Source organism: Streptomyces coeruleorubidus (genome assembly GCF_028885415.1).
GTDB lineage: Bacteria > Actinomycetota > Actinomycetes > Streptomycetales > Streptomycetaceae > Streptomyces > Streptomyces coeruleorubidus_A.
In genome coordinates this window covers 385,699-400,063 of sequence record NZ_CP118527.1, presented here as the reverse complement: position 1 = coordinate 400,063, position 14,365 = coordinate 385,699, and the positions used below count along the sequence as shown (strand labels likewise).

Sequence of the window (14,365 nt, the reverse complement as noted above, 5' to 3'; positions counted from 1 at the left end):
GACGCATGACCTTGGGATGGGATCCGCAATCGAGGACGGCAAGGTGCTTCTGTCCGTCGTTTGTGTCGCCGAGACGACCGGCACACGTCACTCCCCGGGATGCCGTGAGGGACATCCTCCATCAGCCACTGGCCGCCCTGCTCACCGCACCAGACTGACTGGGCCCGTACCAGACCGGCATCGCGTCGGTCTCCCCAGGCCCGGGTGCGGGTCGGTGCGACGAGTCCGGTGACGAGCCCCGGCTGCGCGCTGAGCGGGCGTCCGGCCTTCTCGTGCTCGATCGCGAGGTCGATGCCCCTTCACGGGTGCGGCCGGCGCGGCGGAGTACCGGGCGCAGGACCTCGATGACGCCCGGGTCGTCCACCGTGGACGGGATGGGTTCGTCGCGGCCGTCGGCGATGCCGCGCATGGTCTTGCGCAGGATCTTTCCCGAGCGGGTCTTGGGCAGGGCGGCCACGACCGTGACGTCCTTGAGGGAGGCGACGGCACCGATGCGTTCGCGTACGAGCTGGACGAGTTCGGACTCGACCTCGCTCGGTTCGCGGTTGCTGCCTGCTTTCAGGACGACGAAGCCGCGCGGTACCTGTCCCTTGAGGGCGTCGGCGACGCCGATGACGGCGCATTCGGCGACGTCGGGATGGGCGGCCAGGGCCTCTTCCATGCTGCCGGTGGACAGCCGGTGGCCGGCGACGTTGATGACGTCGTCGGTGCGGCCCATCACGAAGACGTAGCCGTCGTCGTCGATGTGGCCGCTGTCGCCGGTGAGGTAGTAGCCGTCGTAGGCGGAGAGGTAGGAGGCGACGTAGCGGTCGTCGTCCTTCCAGAGAGTGGGGAGCGCGCCGGGCGGCAGGGGAAGCCTCACGACGATCGCGCCGTCCACGCCCGCAGGCACCGGCTCGCCCGAAGCGTCGAGGACGCGGACGTCCCAGCCCGGCAGCGGGCGGGTCGGGGAGCCGGGCTTGAGGGGAGCGGCTTCGATGCCCACGGGGTTGGCGACGATGGGCCACCCGGTCTCGGTCTGCCACCAGTGGTCGATCACCGGGACGCCCAGCAGAGCGCTCGCCCAGTGGTAGGTCTCGGGGTCCAGGCGCTCACCGGCCAGAAAGAGATAGCGCAGGTGGGAGAGGTCGTAGCCGGCGGTGAGCGCCCCCTTCGGGTCCTCCTTCCTGATCGCCCGGAAGGCGGTGGGCGCCGTGAACATGGTCTTGACCCGGTACTCGGCGGCCACGCGCCAGAACTGGCCCGCGTCCGGGGTGCCGACCGGCTTGCCCTCGTACAGGACCGTCGTCGCGCCGGTCAGCAGGGGCGCGTAGACGATGTAGGAGTGCCCGACGACCCAGCCGACGTCGGAGCCGGTGAACATCGTCTCGCCCGGGCCCACGTCGTACACGGCGCCCATCGACCAGTGCAGGGCCACCGCGCAGCCGCCGCAGTCACGCACGACTCCCTTGGGCTTTCCGGTCGTTCCGGACGTGTAGAGGATGTAGAGGGGATCGGTGGCGGGGACGGGAACGCAGTCGGCCGGCGACGCGGCGGCCACCACGCCGGCCCAGTCGAGATCGTCCGGGCCCAGCGCGGCCGGCTCCTGCGGGCGTTGCAGGATCACGCACTTCTCGGGCTTGTGGACGGCGAGTTCGATCGCCCGGTCCAGCAGGGGCTTGTATGCGATGACGCGCTGGCCCTCGATGCCGCAGGAGGCGGAGACGACCACCTTGGGAGCCGCGTCATCGATACGGAGGGCGAGTTCGCGCGGGGCGAACCCGCCGAAGACGACCGAGTGGACCGCGCCGATGCGTGCACAGGCCAGCATCGCGACGACGGCCTCGGGAACCATCGGCATGTAGATCACCACGCGGTCGCCATGCCCCACACCGAGTTGTGCCAGCGCTCCGGCGAAGGCCGCCACCTCGTCCCTCAGCTGCGCATAGGTGTAGGTGCGCCGGGTGTCGGTCACGGGGAGTCGTAGATGAGCGCGGGCTGTTCGCCGCGGCCGGCTTCGACGTGCCGGTCGAGCGCGTTGAAACAGACGTTGAGCCGCCCGTCGGGAAACCAGCGGTAGAACGGTGCGCCCGAGGAGTCCAGGGCGCGTCGCGGGGTGACATCCCAGTCGATGCCCTCTGCCGCCTTCAGCCAGAAGCTCTCCGGGTCCTCGGTACTGGCGCGGAAGACATCCTCGTACGTTCCCATCGCGCACTCCTTTGTGGCATCGAGGGACGGTGGTGGGGCTGCGTGCGGAACGGTGTCGGACACAAGTACCGTATGCCGGCCGGCATGGTCGAGCAGGATGCCGAAGAACGGTGGACCGGTCACCGGCATGGCGGTCGTGCGGCGGCCTGGCCGTCAACAGGCCCGCCGTCAGACGCAGCTGCTGCTCACGTGCCGAGGTGCTTACGGAGCCACTGACCCATCTGCTGGATCGCCTGGTCCACCTCGGGTACGCGCCCGGCGCCCAGGACGAACGAGTGCTGCCCTTCGGGCAGTGGGTGGACCTCGGAGGTGACCTTGAAGTCCGCGAGGCGGGGCCGAGCTGGGCGCCGTCGTCGGCGAGGGTCTCGTACTCGCCGTAGTGGACGGTCGGGCGGCAGGCCGGTCAGGTCGGCGTTCGCGATGCTGATCTCGGGGGCGGTGAAATCCGCGGCGGGGTCCTGCAGCCAGGCTCCTCGGAAGAGCTCCAGCGTGCCGCGGCTGAGCATCTTGTCGCTTGCCTCGTTTGCGTCCACTGCCGGGTTCTGGAGGGTGAGGTCGGTCCAGGGAGAGACACTGACGATCGCGCCGGGGGTGGCCTCGCCCTTGGCGATCAGGCGCAGCGGAAGCATCACCGCGAGGGTGCCGCCGATGGAGTGGCCCGTGCTGCCGATGTTCTGAGGCTGGTAGCCCTGCGAGAGCAGCCAGCGGTAGGCGGTCTCGGCGTCGTCGAGCTGCGCGGGGTAGGGGTGCTCGGGCGCCAGGCGGAAGTCCACGACGAGGGAGCGGGCTCCGGCCGCCTTCGCGATGTGGCCGGCGGCCTTGCGGTCGGAGTGCATCGAAGCGTGACGGATCCGCCGAAGTGGAAGTGGAGCAGCGCCCGGTCGGGGTCGGCTCCCTCGGGGATGGCCCACAGGGCGGGGACGCCGCCGGCGTCCACCTCGGCGTAGGTGACGCCTTCCGGCTCGGTCGACGCCTTGTGGTTGGAGTCGACGATGTCGCGGATGACGGCCAGGTCGAGGCCGGGTGTGGACGACTTCGCGCTCACGCTCGCGAGGAACTCCGCGAACTCGTGTGCCTCTGGCTCAGTCCCATGGTGGTGCTCCTTCTCGGACGGGCGCGGTGCCGGGTTCCCTCGCGGCAGCCGGGTCGATGTGCTGGTCATGACGCTACTTGCTGAGTATAGGAAAGTAAACTCAGTCGAGTGGAGTCACCCCATGGATGCGAGGAGGCTCTTCCAAGGCATCGGCGTGGAGCGCGGGAGGAGCTGCGCTGCGGGTGCACGTGTATCCCACCGAGGCGGCAGGCGGCCCCGCAGCACGCCGACCAGGGGGAGACGACGGAGGAATTTCCCTGCTGCGCTGACGACGGCACTCCGCGCCCGCCGCCGGGGGCCGGTACGCCGACTGCGCCCGCACCCTCGGAGCCGCCACCGACGGTGACGGTGACGCCTTGGCCGCCGACGAGCCCGTGGAGGCGCTAGCAGCCGTGTGTCAGGATCTTGACGTGCCCACCCTGCAAGCCCACGGCATCGACAAGGACCAACAACCCCGTCGTCCCACCGTGGACGAGATCCAGGATCTCTGCGCGCAGATCCGTGCCCGACACCCGGCGAGTGAGGAACATGATGGACATGACAGCCAAATCCGCGCGGAAACGAGATGACGACGACCGATGACCGATACCGCCGCGGCCGAGGTTCTCGCCGACGTCCACCGGGGCGTCGGCCGGATCCTTTTGAACCGGCCCAAGGCGCTCAACGCCCTGACGACAGGCATGGTCGCCGCCATCGACCGTGTGCTCGCCGAGTGGGAGCACACACCGCCGTCCGCTGTGGTGCTCGCCAGTACCAGCACGAAGGCGTTCTGTGCCGGTGGAGACATCCGCACGATCCGGGAGCACAGCCTCGCCGGGGATGCCGCGGCCAGTGAGCGGTTCTTCGCCTCCGAGTACCGGCTCAACGCCCGGATCGCCGAGTATCCCGTGCCGGTCGTGTCGCTCATCGACGGCCTGTGCATGGGCGGCGGTCTCGGCCTGTCCGTCCACGGCAGCTTCCGCGTCGTCACCGAGCGCGCGGTGCTGGCGATGCCCGAGACCGGGATCGGGTTCTTCCCCGACGTCGGGGCCAGCTACTTTCTGCCGCGGTTGCCCGGCGCGATCGGCATGTACCTGGGACTGACGGGGCACCGGCTCGACGCGGCAGACGCCCTGTACGCCGGGCTGGCCACGCACTTCGTCCCCGCGGACGGGATCGACGCGGTCGGCGATGCCCTTGCCGACAACCCAGGCGACCCGGTGGACGTGGTCCTGAACCGCCTCGCCGGCCGCTCGCCGGTGGCGCAGAGCAGGCTGGCGGTACGCGGGGCCGTGGACTGGGCGTTCGGCGCGCCGACCCTGGGCGAGATCGAGAAGCGCTTGCGTCACCTCGACACCCCCTGGGCGGCAACCGCGTTGGTCGCCTTGGACGCCTCGCCGCAGAGCCTGGAGATCACTCATGCCCTGCTGGCCCGGGGCAGGCAGCACACGTTGCGCGAGTGCCTGAGCGACGAACTCGCCCTCACGCGTACGACCATCCGCACGCCGGACTTCGTGGAGGGCGTCCGTGCGGCCTTGGTCGACAAGGACCGCACTCCCGACTGGCACCGTGCGTCGCTCGGCGGACGGGCGTTGCCGTTCTGAGCGTGTCCACCGTGAGCAGGACACCGCCTCGCGCAAGGGGCTGGTCGTGCAGGAGGGGCGCGCTTCAACGAGACGGAATCGCGGGCCCCGTCGACCGGGTTGTCGCGGAAGCGGGAGCGGAAGGCGCTATGAGCCAGTCATGCGTCCGTCGCGGCGTCGAGAGCTGCGAGCCGTCGGTGCGTCTCGCCCACCTCGGGAGATCCTCGTCTCTCTGCCTGCGCGGGCTCACGCCAGGCGTGGCGGTCCGTCCGCCGTGTTCGAGACCACGACCTTGCCGGCCTCGGTGCGGCCCTGCTCGACGTGCGCCATCGCCTCGAGCGTCTGGTCGAACGGGAAGGTGCTGTCGATGACCGGGCGGAGCTTCCCGCTGTCGTAGAGGGCGCCGAGCTTGCGCAGCTGGGAGCCGTTGGCCTGCATGAAGAAGAACTGGTAGCGCACGCCCAGTGCTTTGGCCTGCTTACGGATCTTGCGGCTGAGGGTGTTCATGACCAGGCCCATGAAGGAGGGGGCGCCGAGCTGCTTGGCGAAGCCGGCGTCCGGCGGGCCGACGACACTGATGGCCAGGCCGCCGGGCTTCAGTACGGTCAGCGACTTCTCGAGGTTCGCGCCGCCAAGGGAGTCCAGCACCAGGTCGTATCCGGACAGCACCTTCGAGAAGTCTTCCTTGGTGTAGTCGACGACGACGTCGGCGCCGAGGCTCCTGACCAGCTTCTCGGTATCGGTGTTCGTGGTCGTCGCCACTGTGGCGCCGAGGTGTTTGGCGAGCTGGACGACTGTCGAGCCGAGGACCGGCACCGGCGTGGATGAGTACCTTCTGGCCCGGCTGCACGTGGGCACGGTCGACGAGAACCTGCCAGGCGGCCAGGGCCACCAGTGGCACCGCGGCTGCCTCTTGGAGGGTGAGGGAGGCCGGTTTGGGCGCGACATCGTCCATGTCGATCGCGATGAACTCCGCGAAGCCTCCGATCCGCAGGTCGCGCGGACGGGCGTAGACCTCGTCGCCGACTTCGAAGCCACGTACGGCGGAGCCGACCCGCGTCACGACGCCGGCCACGTCGTGGCCGAGGACGAACGGAAGCTTGTACTTCAGGAGCTGCTTGAACTCCCCGTTGCGGACCATTTTGTCCAGCGGGTTGATGCTGGAGGCGCTCACTCTGACCAGACGACGTCGCGGTCTCCGACCGAGGGCTCGGGCACCTCTGCGGCGCGCGCGCCGTCCTTGCCGTACTTCTCGACGACGAATGCCTTCATGCCGGCCGCCTTTCTGCGTGGGTGTTCCGGTGGTCGATCTGATTCTTCGCGCGGGTCCCCCCGCGCGCCCGTTTCTCGCGTGCGGCCGGTTGATGTGCTGGCCACGACGCTACTTCCTGAGTATAGAAAAGTAAACTCAGATGAGGTCGGAGCCGCCCCGTGAAGGCGCGGACCGAAGCTCTTCAGGGCGCCGGCAGGGCCGAACGAGCCCTCGGCTGTCCTCGCAACCTCCTTGCGTCGCGACTTCGGATGCTGGTGGAGGAAGGGATCCTGGCGACCGAGACCTGCAAGGAGCCGGGCTCCCGGAGCCGACCGAAGTGCGTGGTCGCGCCCAAGGGCATGGATCTGGTGCCGGCCGTGATGGGGTTGTTGCTGTGGGGCGACTGCTTCCGCGCCGACCCCGGGGCCCGGCCCTACTGGCGCGACACCGCGGATGCGGCACGTCGACGCCCAGGTCCGCTGCGAACGAGGCCACGTCGTACAGGCGGAAGACATCGAGAGTGTCCCCGGCCCCGCATTTCGGATGAGGTCCGCCGAGTGAGCTGAGCACGGTTGCGACCGGGAGGGCTCGTGGTGGCCAGACGAGGTGCCCCGTGTCTGATCACGCTGCTGTTGAACTGAGCCCGGAAGCGATCGCGTTCGCGGACTTCATGGCCGGACTGGTGATTCCCGAGTCCGAGGTGGATGCGATGCGCACCCGGGTGGAGAGCGTCCATCTCACGGCCCGGGAGCCGGAAGGCGTCACCTATCGGGAGGTGGACGCGGGTGGCGTGCTGGGAATCTGGTGCGAACCGGTCGACGCCAACACCGACTACGTCCTCCTGCACGGTCACGCGGGGGGCTCCGTTCTGTCGTCGGCATTCGTCGACCGAGAGCTCGCCGGCCATATCGCCAAGGCCGCAGGGCCCCGTACTGGTCCTGGATTTCCGGCGAGCACCGGAACACAAGTACCCGGCTCAGGTGGACGACGCGGAGACGGCCTTCAACTGGCTGCTCTCCGAAGGGTATGAGCCGGGAAACATCATCACGATCGGCCATTCGATCGGCGGGTTCATCGCCGTCGCCCTGGCGCTTCGCCTCCGTGACAAGAAGCAGCCGCTGCCCGGTGCCATCGTGTCGATTTCCCCCTGGTGCGACCTCGAGATCGCCAACCAGACCAAGGCGACCAACGCCGAGACGGACAAGATACTCAGCAAGGATCTGCTGGGGTTCTTCCGGGAGTCCTGGGTGGGCGGCACGGACATCGAGTTCACGGACCCCCGGATCAATCTGAACCGGGCGGACCTGAGCGGTCTGCCCCCGACCCTCGTCTCCTGGGGAACGTACGAGGTCCTGGCCGGCGAGGACGAGGAGTTCGCCGCCCGCGTCAAGGACGCCGGAATCGACTCGGCGACCGTTGTGGTCCCGGGAGGCCAGCACTCGTACGTCTACGGTGCCGGCCGGGTTCCGGAGGCCGACGTCGCCATCGCACAGATCGGCGCGTGGGTCCGGGAGAAGACGAAGATCTGATCGCGCGGTAGGGGCGCGGCAGTCGCAAGATCCGCGCGCCTGCCGGATCGGGACGGTGGACGGACACGGACATGGCCTGCGGGCGCGCAGGTCCGCGACGCCCGTGACCTCGTCCCGGTCCAGCAGGCGACGGCCGGACGGCCGACCACGACGGCGGCTTCCTACGCGCGGGCACCGCCGTGCGCGACCTAGCTCGCCGACTTTCGGGTCGCCGTCCGGGCCGAGGATCCATCGCGTCCGGTCGACAGCGACGTCACCGCAGCCGTCGGCGACGTACTCACCATGCTGTGGGCGACCGGCTCAAACGCGAACTTGCCTGAGCACGCCGGCCGCTTCGCGGCTGAGGCGGCCGAAACCTGAGTCCTGTCGACGTGCCATGCCAAGGCACCCATTCCCGCCGAAGGGCAACCACCCATGACCTCACTCCGGGCCACCCGACCCTGCCCAACGGTCACGTGCTGCCGAGCCGGATCATGAAGTCCGCGTCGAGCGAGGCACACGCCGACACCCCGCGCGGCCGAAGCGATCCGAGAGCGGCCGAGTACGCGGCACTCAGCCGATGTCTCGCCGCAGTCCTGCCCGCGACCGCGAGGTCGATGGCTCACGGCCGGAGGCGGGCGCCTGTTCCCAGCCGGGCGGTGACTTCACGGGGAGTGAGGGTGGAGTGCTCCGCTGAGCACTCGACGACGACGCGGACCGGGGCGTCGCACTCGGTGTGGCGTACGTCCAGTACCGGACCCTCGGCGCCGAGGGCGTATGTCTCGCCCCACTGTCTCAGCGCCATCAGAACGGGCCATAGGTCCCAGCCCTTGGGGGTCAGGCGGTATTCATTGCGGGTGCGGCTGCCGGGCTCCCGGTAGGGGACGGTCTTCAGGATGCCGGCCGAGGTCAGCTTGCGGAGGCGGTCGCTGAGGACGGCTTCCGACAGGCCGATGTGGCGGTGGAAGTCGTCGAAGCGGCGGACGCCGTTGACGGCATCACGAAGGATCAGCAGTGTCCATTTCTCCCCGATCACGTCGAGCGTGCGCTGGACGGGGCAGTTCTCCGTGCTCGCCTCAAGCCACTCCATCCCACCATCGTAAGGGAGCTGACTTCGACATTGACAGTCAGCTGGACAAAAGCCTAGCTTCACTTGGAAAAGTCAGCTGACAGTCAGAGGGAAGGGCGCTGGACCGTGGGGCGAACGCGTACGTATCACTGGGACGATCCCGCGATCTCGGCGGAGGCCGCCGGACGCATGGCCGGTATCGACTTCCTGCGCGAGGTGCAGGCGGGGCGGCTGCCGAGGGCACCGATCAGCCACACCGTCGACTTCGCCCTGGACGAGGTGGAGCCCGGCAGGGCGGTCTTCTCGCTGACACCGGGGGAGGAACACTACAACCCGATCGGCAGCGTCCACGGCGGCGTCTTCGCCACCCTGCTCGACTCGGCGGCGGGCTGTGCCGTCCAGTCCACCCTCCCGCAGGGCGTGACGTACACCTCGCTCGACCTGACCGTGAAGTTCCTCCGGCCGATCACCGTGGACACGGGCCCGGTGCGTGCCATCGGCACGGTCGTCAGCAAGGGCCGCCAAACCGCTCTCGCCCAGGCGCAGTTGCTCGATGCGAAGGACCGTCTCCTCGCCCACGCCACCAGCAGCTGCATGCTCTTCCCAGCACCTGCCCCTCGGGTGTGACTCCGCAGCGGGCCCCTCGGTCTGTGGGCGCAGCCGGGACGACCGGGAGTGCCTCGACGGGGCGGTCGGTGAGGTTCACGTGACGGCCGACGCCATGAGCTTCACCGATGAGGGCGAGCTCAGGCGCTGCCGTCGCCGCCGTCGACTCTTTGGATTACGTTCGCAATACCATAGACTGGCGAAGTCGGTTAAGGGCAACCGGTCCTTCCGGCCGGCGAAGGAGCGTGTGCTGTGGTGCGGTACGGGAAAGAGCACAAGGCGGAGACCAGGCGGCGGATCATCGAGACGGCGGGCCGCCGGTTCAAGCGAGACGGTATCGACGGCTCCGGAGTCTCGACGCTCATGAAGGACGCGGGGCTGACCAATGGGGCCTTCTACGCTCACTTCGAATCCAAGGACGACCTCGTCACCACGGCAATCGCCGACCAGTTGAAGGCGCAGGCCGAGAGCGTCGTCGCGCGGGCTGCGCCTGGCCGTGCCGGACTCGAGCAGATCGTGCGGGGGTACCTGTCGCCCCAGCACCGCGACAGCCTTGGCGATGGCTGCCCCAACGCCGCTCTGCTCGACGAGATCGGGCGCTGCACCGACGCAACCAGGCAGGCGTACACCGACGGCGTGCTGGTCCTCATCGACGGCATTGCCTCCCGCATGGCGCCGCAGGCCCCGTCCTCCGCGCGCGTGAAGGCGCTCAGCCTCCTCGGCCTGATGGCCGGGACACTGCAGCTCTCCCGCGCCTTGACGGACCGTCAACTCGCCGATGAACTCCTCGATCAGGGGGTGAACAACGCCCTCGCCCTGCTGGACGCCGGGCAGCGCGTCTGACGCACCACCCCTCTAGGGGGTGCGCGGCCTGCTCGAGCGACGCCTGCCTCCACCGCCCATCGTGGTCTCTCTGGGCTTCGCCCTCGAGGAAGTGGAGGAGGGCCGCGTGGTCTTCTCGCTGGTACCGGGCGAGGAGCACTGCAACTCCATCGGCAGTGTGCACGGAGGGGTCTACGCCACCCTGCTCGACTCGGCGGCCGGCGGGGCAGTCACCTCGCTTGATCTGACCGTGAAGTTCCTCCGGCCGATCACGGTGGACACCGGCAAGGTCCGTGCCATCGGAACGGTCGTCAGCAGGGGACGCCAAACCGCTCTCGCCCAGGCCCGGTTGGTCGGCGAGGCGGACCGCCTGCTCGCCCACGCCACGAGCAGTTGCATGTTCTTTCCGTTCCCGCGCCCTGAACCGCGGCGGGCATGTTGATGGCTCGCACAGGGCAGCGCTCCTGACGGCGACCGCGACGTCGGCTGACGGCCGTACCACCGCACGCACGCAGCGATTCGCCCCGGCCGAATCCGGCGAGCCGCGTTCCGTACGCTGCCGCAGCCTTCCCGGCAAACGCCGTACTCGCCGTCCCTGGGGCAATCCGAAGGACTCCGAACCCATGAGCGCCGGCATCGGCAGTGCCCCTGTCCACGACTCCGCCCCCGTCGGGCGGCACGGGAGCGCCCTTCAATTAAATTACGTTCATAATTCTAAACGGTTGGCCGGCGGCCCGCCTCTTGCGGAGCGCATTGAATTATGGTCATACTTCAATAGTCGGCGTGATGCTGAGGGACTCAACCGAACAGGGTTCCAACTCCTGCGGGCCTTCCGCCGCCGACCGAACCGACTGCAGCCGCAGTCCAGAACCCCCATTTAGAAGGGCACGGCCGTGAACGACGCACAAGGAGTACGAGGCGACGTGGTGACGTCGCACAGGAAGGCACCCACCCGCACCCTCGCCGCCGGGGGAGTGACCTTCGCCTACCGCGACCTCGGCCCGAAGACCGGCGTACCGGTGGTCTTCATCACCCACCTCGCCGCGGTCCTCGACAACTGGGACCCCCGGGTCGTCGACGGCATCGCCGCCAGGCATCGCGTCATCACCTTCGACAACAGGGGTGTCGGCGCGTCCAGCGGCTCGACACCGAAGACCATCGAGGAGATGGCGAAGGATGCCGTCACCTTCATCCGGGGACTCGGGCTCGAACATGTCGACATTCACGGCTTCTCGATGGGCGGCATGATCGCTCAGGTGATCGCGCAGGACGAACCGCAGCTCGTCCGCAAGCTGATCCTCACGGGCACCGGCCCCGCGGGCGGCGAGGGCATCAAGAACGTGAGCCGACTGTCCCATCTCGACACCGTCCGGGCCCTGTTCACCCTCCAGGACCCGAAGCAGTTCCTCTTCTTCACCCGCACCGCGGGCGGGCGCCGAGCCGGAAAGCAGTTCCTGGCCCGTCTCAAGGAGCGCACCCATGACCGGGACAAGGCGATCTCCCTCACGTCGTACTTCGCCCAGCTCAAGGCCATCCACCGCTGGGGGCTCGCGCAGTCCCAGGACCTCTCGGTCATCCATCAGCCCGTGCTCGTCGCCAACGGCGAGAGCGACAGGATGGTGCCGACGAAGAACTCCTTCGAACTGGCCCGGCGACTGCCGAACGCCGACCTGGTCGTCTACCCCGACGCCGGCCACGGAGGCATCTTCCAGTTCCACGAGCAGTTCGTGGCGGAAGCCCTCGACTTCCTTGAGCGGTAATGGGGGGGCACGGGCGGGCGGCACGTGCGCTGGAGACGTTGGAGGCTTCTCCGGCCCGGGTGGTCGACGCGCGAGTGTTCATGCTCGGACGCGCGGAACGGTTATCGCATCCGGGCTCGGCTCAATACCCTCGCGCATCGCCCGGCGGAGGTCGACCACCACACTGTTGCGGCTCGGTCGTAACTCTCAGTGCATGAACATGTGGGCGTTCTCGATTCCCTGCTCGAGGACCTCGTCGGCGAACTCACGGTCGGCGAGGGCGCGGGACAGTTGTAGCGTCCCCACCATCATGGCGCGGCGGAGGGGCATCCGGTGCCGGGCTGGTCACGGTGCTCGGGCGACAGATAGCCGCGAACGAAGTCCTCGAGTCCCTGTCGGCCGGGCCGCAGCGTGTCGTACCTCTCCACCTGCGTGCGCAGTTCATCGGCGACAACGTTGGTGACGAGGTCGTCCTTGGAGGCGAAGTGAGCGTAGAACGCTCCGTTGGTGAGCCCGGCGTCCGCCATCAGTGTCGAGATGCCCGAGCCGTCATCCTGTCCTGCTTGAATCGGCGGCCGGCCTTTTCTGGTGCGTAACCGGGGTGAGTGGCCGATCATGGTGGCGATGGCTGGGTATATAAAAGTAAACTAAAGCTCGGTTAGAATCGCTCCCATGGATGCGTGGACCGAAGTTCTTCAAGACACCGGCATGGACCCCCGACTGGACCGGGACACGTCCAACTGCTCCATCGCGCGGACTCTTGAGATCGTGGGTGAGAAGTGGACGATCCTGATCCTGCGCGAGGTCTGGTACGGCTCGTCCCGTTTCAGCGACTTCGAACGCGTCCTCGGCTGTCCTCGCAACCTCCTGGCGACGCGGCTCCGGATGCTGGTGGAGGAAGGGGTCCTGGCCACCGAGACCTACAAGGAGCCCGGTTCGCGGAGTCGGCCGAAGTATGTGATCACTCCTAAGGGCATGGATCTGGTGCCGGCCGTGATGGGACTGCTGCAGTGGGGCGACCGTTACCGCGCCGACCCGGAGGGGCCGGCGGTCCTGGCGCGACACCGCGAGTGCGGCGCGCACGTCGACGTCCAGATCCGCTGCAAACGAGGCCACCCGGTGCAGGCGAAGGACATCGAGAGCGTCCCCGGTCCGGCCTTTCGTATGAGGTCGCCCGAGTGAGCTGCTGCCTGGACCGCCCCCTCTCGGCGGACAGGGGCAAGTCCACGGCGTCCTGAGCGATGAGCGCCAGCGCGAGTGTGGGGTCGGCGGCGAGGGTCGTGGGGCCGACGGGCTTCAGAACTCCTAACCTGATCTTCAGGTGGTTGGATCACTCCGGAACCGTTGATCCGGGGGTGTGGCGTGGCTTGGCCGGCCGAACTGTTCAGTCCGAACCGCTGGAAGATAAATACGTCGACAGCGCCCCTCGGTACTCGGCAAAGTGGCCGCCCGTGACGAGCAGTGAACTGTGGACCCGCGCGACCGCTGACCGCTATGACGCCGAGGAGACCGAAATGTCCTCGGCTGCCGTTCTCGGACCGACTCTCGACTTCCTCGCCGAGCTCGCCGGCGACGGCCGGGCGCTGGAGTTCGCCATCGGAACCGGACGAGTGGGCGTCCCGCTCCGGGAACGCGGCGTGCCGGTAGTGGGCATCGAACTGTCCGAGCACATGGCAGCGGTTCTGCGGCGCAAGATCGACGAGAGCACGCTTCCGGTAGCCATCGGGGACATGGCTGCCACCGTGGTCCCCGGCGAGTTCACCCTGGTCTATCTCGTCTACAACACCATCACGAACCTGCTCACGCAGGACGAGCAGGTCGAGTGCTTCCGCAACGCCGCACGTCATCTGGAGCCCGGCGGCCGATTCGTCATCGAGCTGGGCGTGCCGCCGCTGCGGTTCCTGCCGCCCGGCCAGGTCGCGGTTCCGTTCGACGTCTCCGAGCAGCATCTCGGCTTCGACACCTTTGACCTGGTGGAGCAGATTCTCGTCTCGCACCACTTCACCCGCGACGGCGACGACGGCCGCTACCGTCGCGGCAACTCCCGGCACCGGTACGCCTGGCCGGCAGAGCTCGACCTGATGGCACGGATCGCTGGGCTCGAGCTGGAACGTCGCGTCGCGGACTGGGACGGGGCGCCGTTCACCCAGGACTCCGCGAAGCACATCTCCGTGTGGCGCAAGCCAACCTGAGGTCGGCCGCACGGTGAGGTGCCCGCCGGGGCAGGTCCTGTTCCGCGCGGTCTCCCGCCGAACCGGACATGACGGTTTCCCGGTATCCGGCTCTCCAGTGACTACTGCGTGTCTGTTTTGGCAGGCCGTTTTGAGTGGATGCGGTCATGGCAGTGTCGCAGGCCACGACGGTTTTGCGACGCCGATGCAACATGACGCGCGCCCAGTCGGGGGGCTTCCTCGGCCGCCGAGGCGCAGCGGGGTTCGGTGGCGGGCTCGCCGGTGTCGCACCGGTCGACGGCACGGTGGCGTCGGTCCTCGTGCCGGACCACCAGCGGATCGTGTCGGTGCTGGAA

Annotated in this window: 11 protein-coding genes and 4 pseudogenes; 10 read left to right on the top strand and 5 right to left on the bottom strand. The window is 68.4% G+C overall.

Features of this window, described 5'->3' with window-relative positions; translation table 11 throughout:
- Positions 1-319: 319 nt before the first annotated feature.
- Positions 320-2,187 (bottom strand): annotated as a pseudogene (locus PV963_RS01980) (propionyl-CoA synthetase); the annotation flags it as partial.
- 185 nt (positions 2,188-2,372) lie between these two features.
- Positions 2,373-3,023, bottom strand: a complete 651-nt coding sequence (locus PV963_RS01975) for an alpha/beta hydrolase fold domain-containing protein (RefSeq protein ID WP_274813860.1) — start codon at positions 3,021-3,023, stop codon at positions 2,373-2,375.
- A 613-nt stretch (positions 3,024-3,636) separates the two neighbouring features.
- On the opposite strand from PV963_RS01975, the gene PV963_RS01970 reads away from it, so the two are divergent.
- Together PV963_RS01970 and PV963_RS01965 are read left to right on the top strand one after the other, a co-directional pair.
- Entirely contained in the window at positions 3,637-3,849 is a 213-nt protein-coding gene (locus tag PV963_RS01970) for a hypothetical protein (RefSeq protein WP_274813859.1), read from the top strand.
- A gap of 9 nt (positions 3,850-3,858) precedes the next feature.
- Positions 3,859-4,863 (top strand): enoyl-CoA hydratase/isomerase family protein, encoded by a 1,005-nt coding sequence (locus PV963_RS01965; RefSeq protein ID WP_274813858.1) that lies wholly within the window; start codon positions 3,859-3,861, stop codon positions 4,861-4,863.
- 225 nt (positions 4,864-5,088) lie between these two features.
- Here the strand turns inward: PV963_RS01965 and PV963_RS01960 are convergent.
- Positions 5,089-6,114 (bottom strand): annotated as a pseudogene (locus PV963_RS01960) (NADP-dependent oxidoreductase).
- Positions 6,115-6,707: 593 nt separating this feature from the next.
- Here PV963_RS01960 and PV963_RS01955 point away from each other — a divergent pair.
- Together PV963_RS01955 and PV963_RS01950 are read left to right on the top strand one after the other, a co-directional pair.
- On the top strand, positions 6,708-7,124 hold the full coding sequence (locus PV963_RS01955; RefSeq protein ID WP_274822297.1) for a hypothetical protein: 417 nt from the start codon (positions 6,708-6,710) through the stop codon (positions 7,122-7,124).
- Positions 7,075-7,623 (top strand): alpha/beta hydrolase, encoded by a 549-nt coding sequence (locus PV963_RS01950; protein ID WP_342456351.1) that lies wholly within the window; start codon positions 7,075-7,077, stop codon positions 7,621-7,623. Before PV963_RS01955 ends, PV963_RS01950 begins: the two co-directional genes overlap by 50 nt.
- A 601-nt stretch (positions 7,624-8,224) precedes the next feature.
- Here the strand turns inward: PV963_RS01950 and PV963_RS01945 are convergent.
- Positions 8,225-8,692, bottom strand: a complete 468-nt coding sequence (locus PV963_RS01945) for a winged helix-turn-helix transcriptional regulator (protein WP_274813857.1) — start codon at positions 8,690-8,692, stop codon at positions 8,225-8,227.
- Between the two features lie 105 nt (positions 8,693-8,797).
- On the opposite strand from PV963_RS01945, the gene PV963_RS01940 reads away from it, so the two are divergent.
- The 4 genes and pseudogenes from PV963_RS01940 to PV963_RS01925 all read left to right on the top strand — a co-directional run bounded on the left by PV963_RS01940 (position 8,798) and on the right by PV963_RS01925 (position 11,859).
- Positions 8,798-9,298: a PaaI family thioesterase gene (locus tag PV963_RS01940; protein WP_274813856.1), complete on the top strand. Its 501-nt coding sequence runs from the start codon at positions 8,798-8,800 to the stop codon at positions 9,296-9,298.
- A gap of 231 nt (positions 9,299-9,529) precedes the next feature.
- A complete protein-coding gene (locus PV963_RS01935; RefSeq protein WP_274813855.1) occupies positions 9,530-10,120 on the top strand; it encodes a TetR/AcrR family transcriptional regulator in 591 nt (196 codons plus the stop codon).
- A gap of 19 nt (positions 10,121-10,139) precedes the next feature.
- Positions 10,140-10,541, top strand: a pseudogene (locus tag PV963_RS01930) (PaaI family thioesterase); the annotation flags it as partial.
- A 481-nt stretch (positions 10,542-11,022) separates the two neighbouring features.
- Complete coding sequence (locus tag PV963_RS01925; RefSeq protein ID WP_274813854.1) at positions 11,023-11,859, top strand: alpha/beta fold hydrolase; 837 nt, start codon at positions 11,023-11,025, stop codon at positions 11,857-11,859.
- A gap of 186 nt (positions 11,860-12,045) precedes the next feature.
- Here the strand turns inward: PV963_RS01925 and PV963_RS01920 are convergent.
- Positions 12,046-12,424: pseudogene (locus PV963_RS01920) on the bottom strand (TetR/AcrR family transcriptional regulator); the annotation flags it as partial.
- A gap of 122 nt (positions 12,425-12,546) precedes the next feature.
- Between PV963_RS01920 and PV963_RS01915 the strand changes: the two are divergent.
- Both PV963_RS01915 and PV963_RS01910 read left to right on the top strand, forming a co-directional pair.
- Positions 12,547-13,020: a winged helix-turn-helix transcriptional regulator gene (locus tag PV963_RS01915; RefSeq protein WP_274813853.1), complete on the top strand. Its 474-nt coding sequence runs from the start codon at positions 12,547-12,549 to the stop codon at positions 13,018-13,020.
- Positions 13,021-13,289: 269 nt separating this feature from the next.
- The gene (locus tag PV963_RS01910; protein ID WP_274813852.1) at positions 13,290-14,030 is read left to right on the top strand and encodes a class I SAM-dependent DNA methyltransferase; all 741 of its coding nucleotides are present in this window, start codon (positions 13,290-13,292) and stop codon (positions 14,028-14,030) included.
- The last annotated feature ends 335 nt before the right edge of the window (positions 14,031-14,365 follow it).

Coding starts and splice junctions, on each gene's coding strand:
- PV963_RS01975 (WP_274813860.1), bottom strand. CDS start 3,023: ATGCACTCCGACCGCAAGGCCGCCGGCCACATCGCGAAGGCGGCCGGA.
- PV963_RS01965 (WP_274813858.1), top strand. CDS start 3,859: ATGACCGATACCGCCGCGGCCGAGGTTCTCGCCGACGTCCACCGGGGC.
- PV963_RS01945 (WP_274813857.1), bottom strand. CDS start 8,692: ATGGAGTGGCTTGAGGCGAGCACGGAGAACTGCCCCGTCCAGCGCACG.
- PV963_RS01915 (WP_274813853.1), top strand. CDS start 12,547: ATGGACCCCCGACTGGACCGGGACACGTCCAACTGCTCCATCGCGCGG.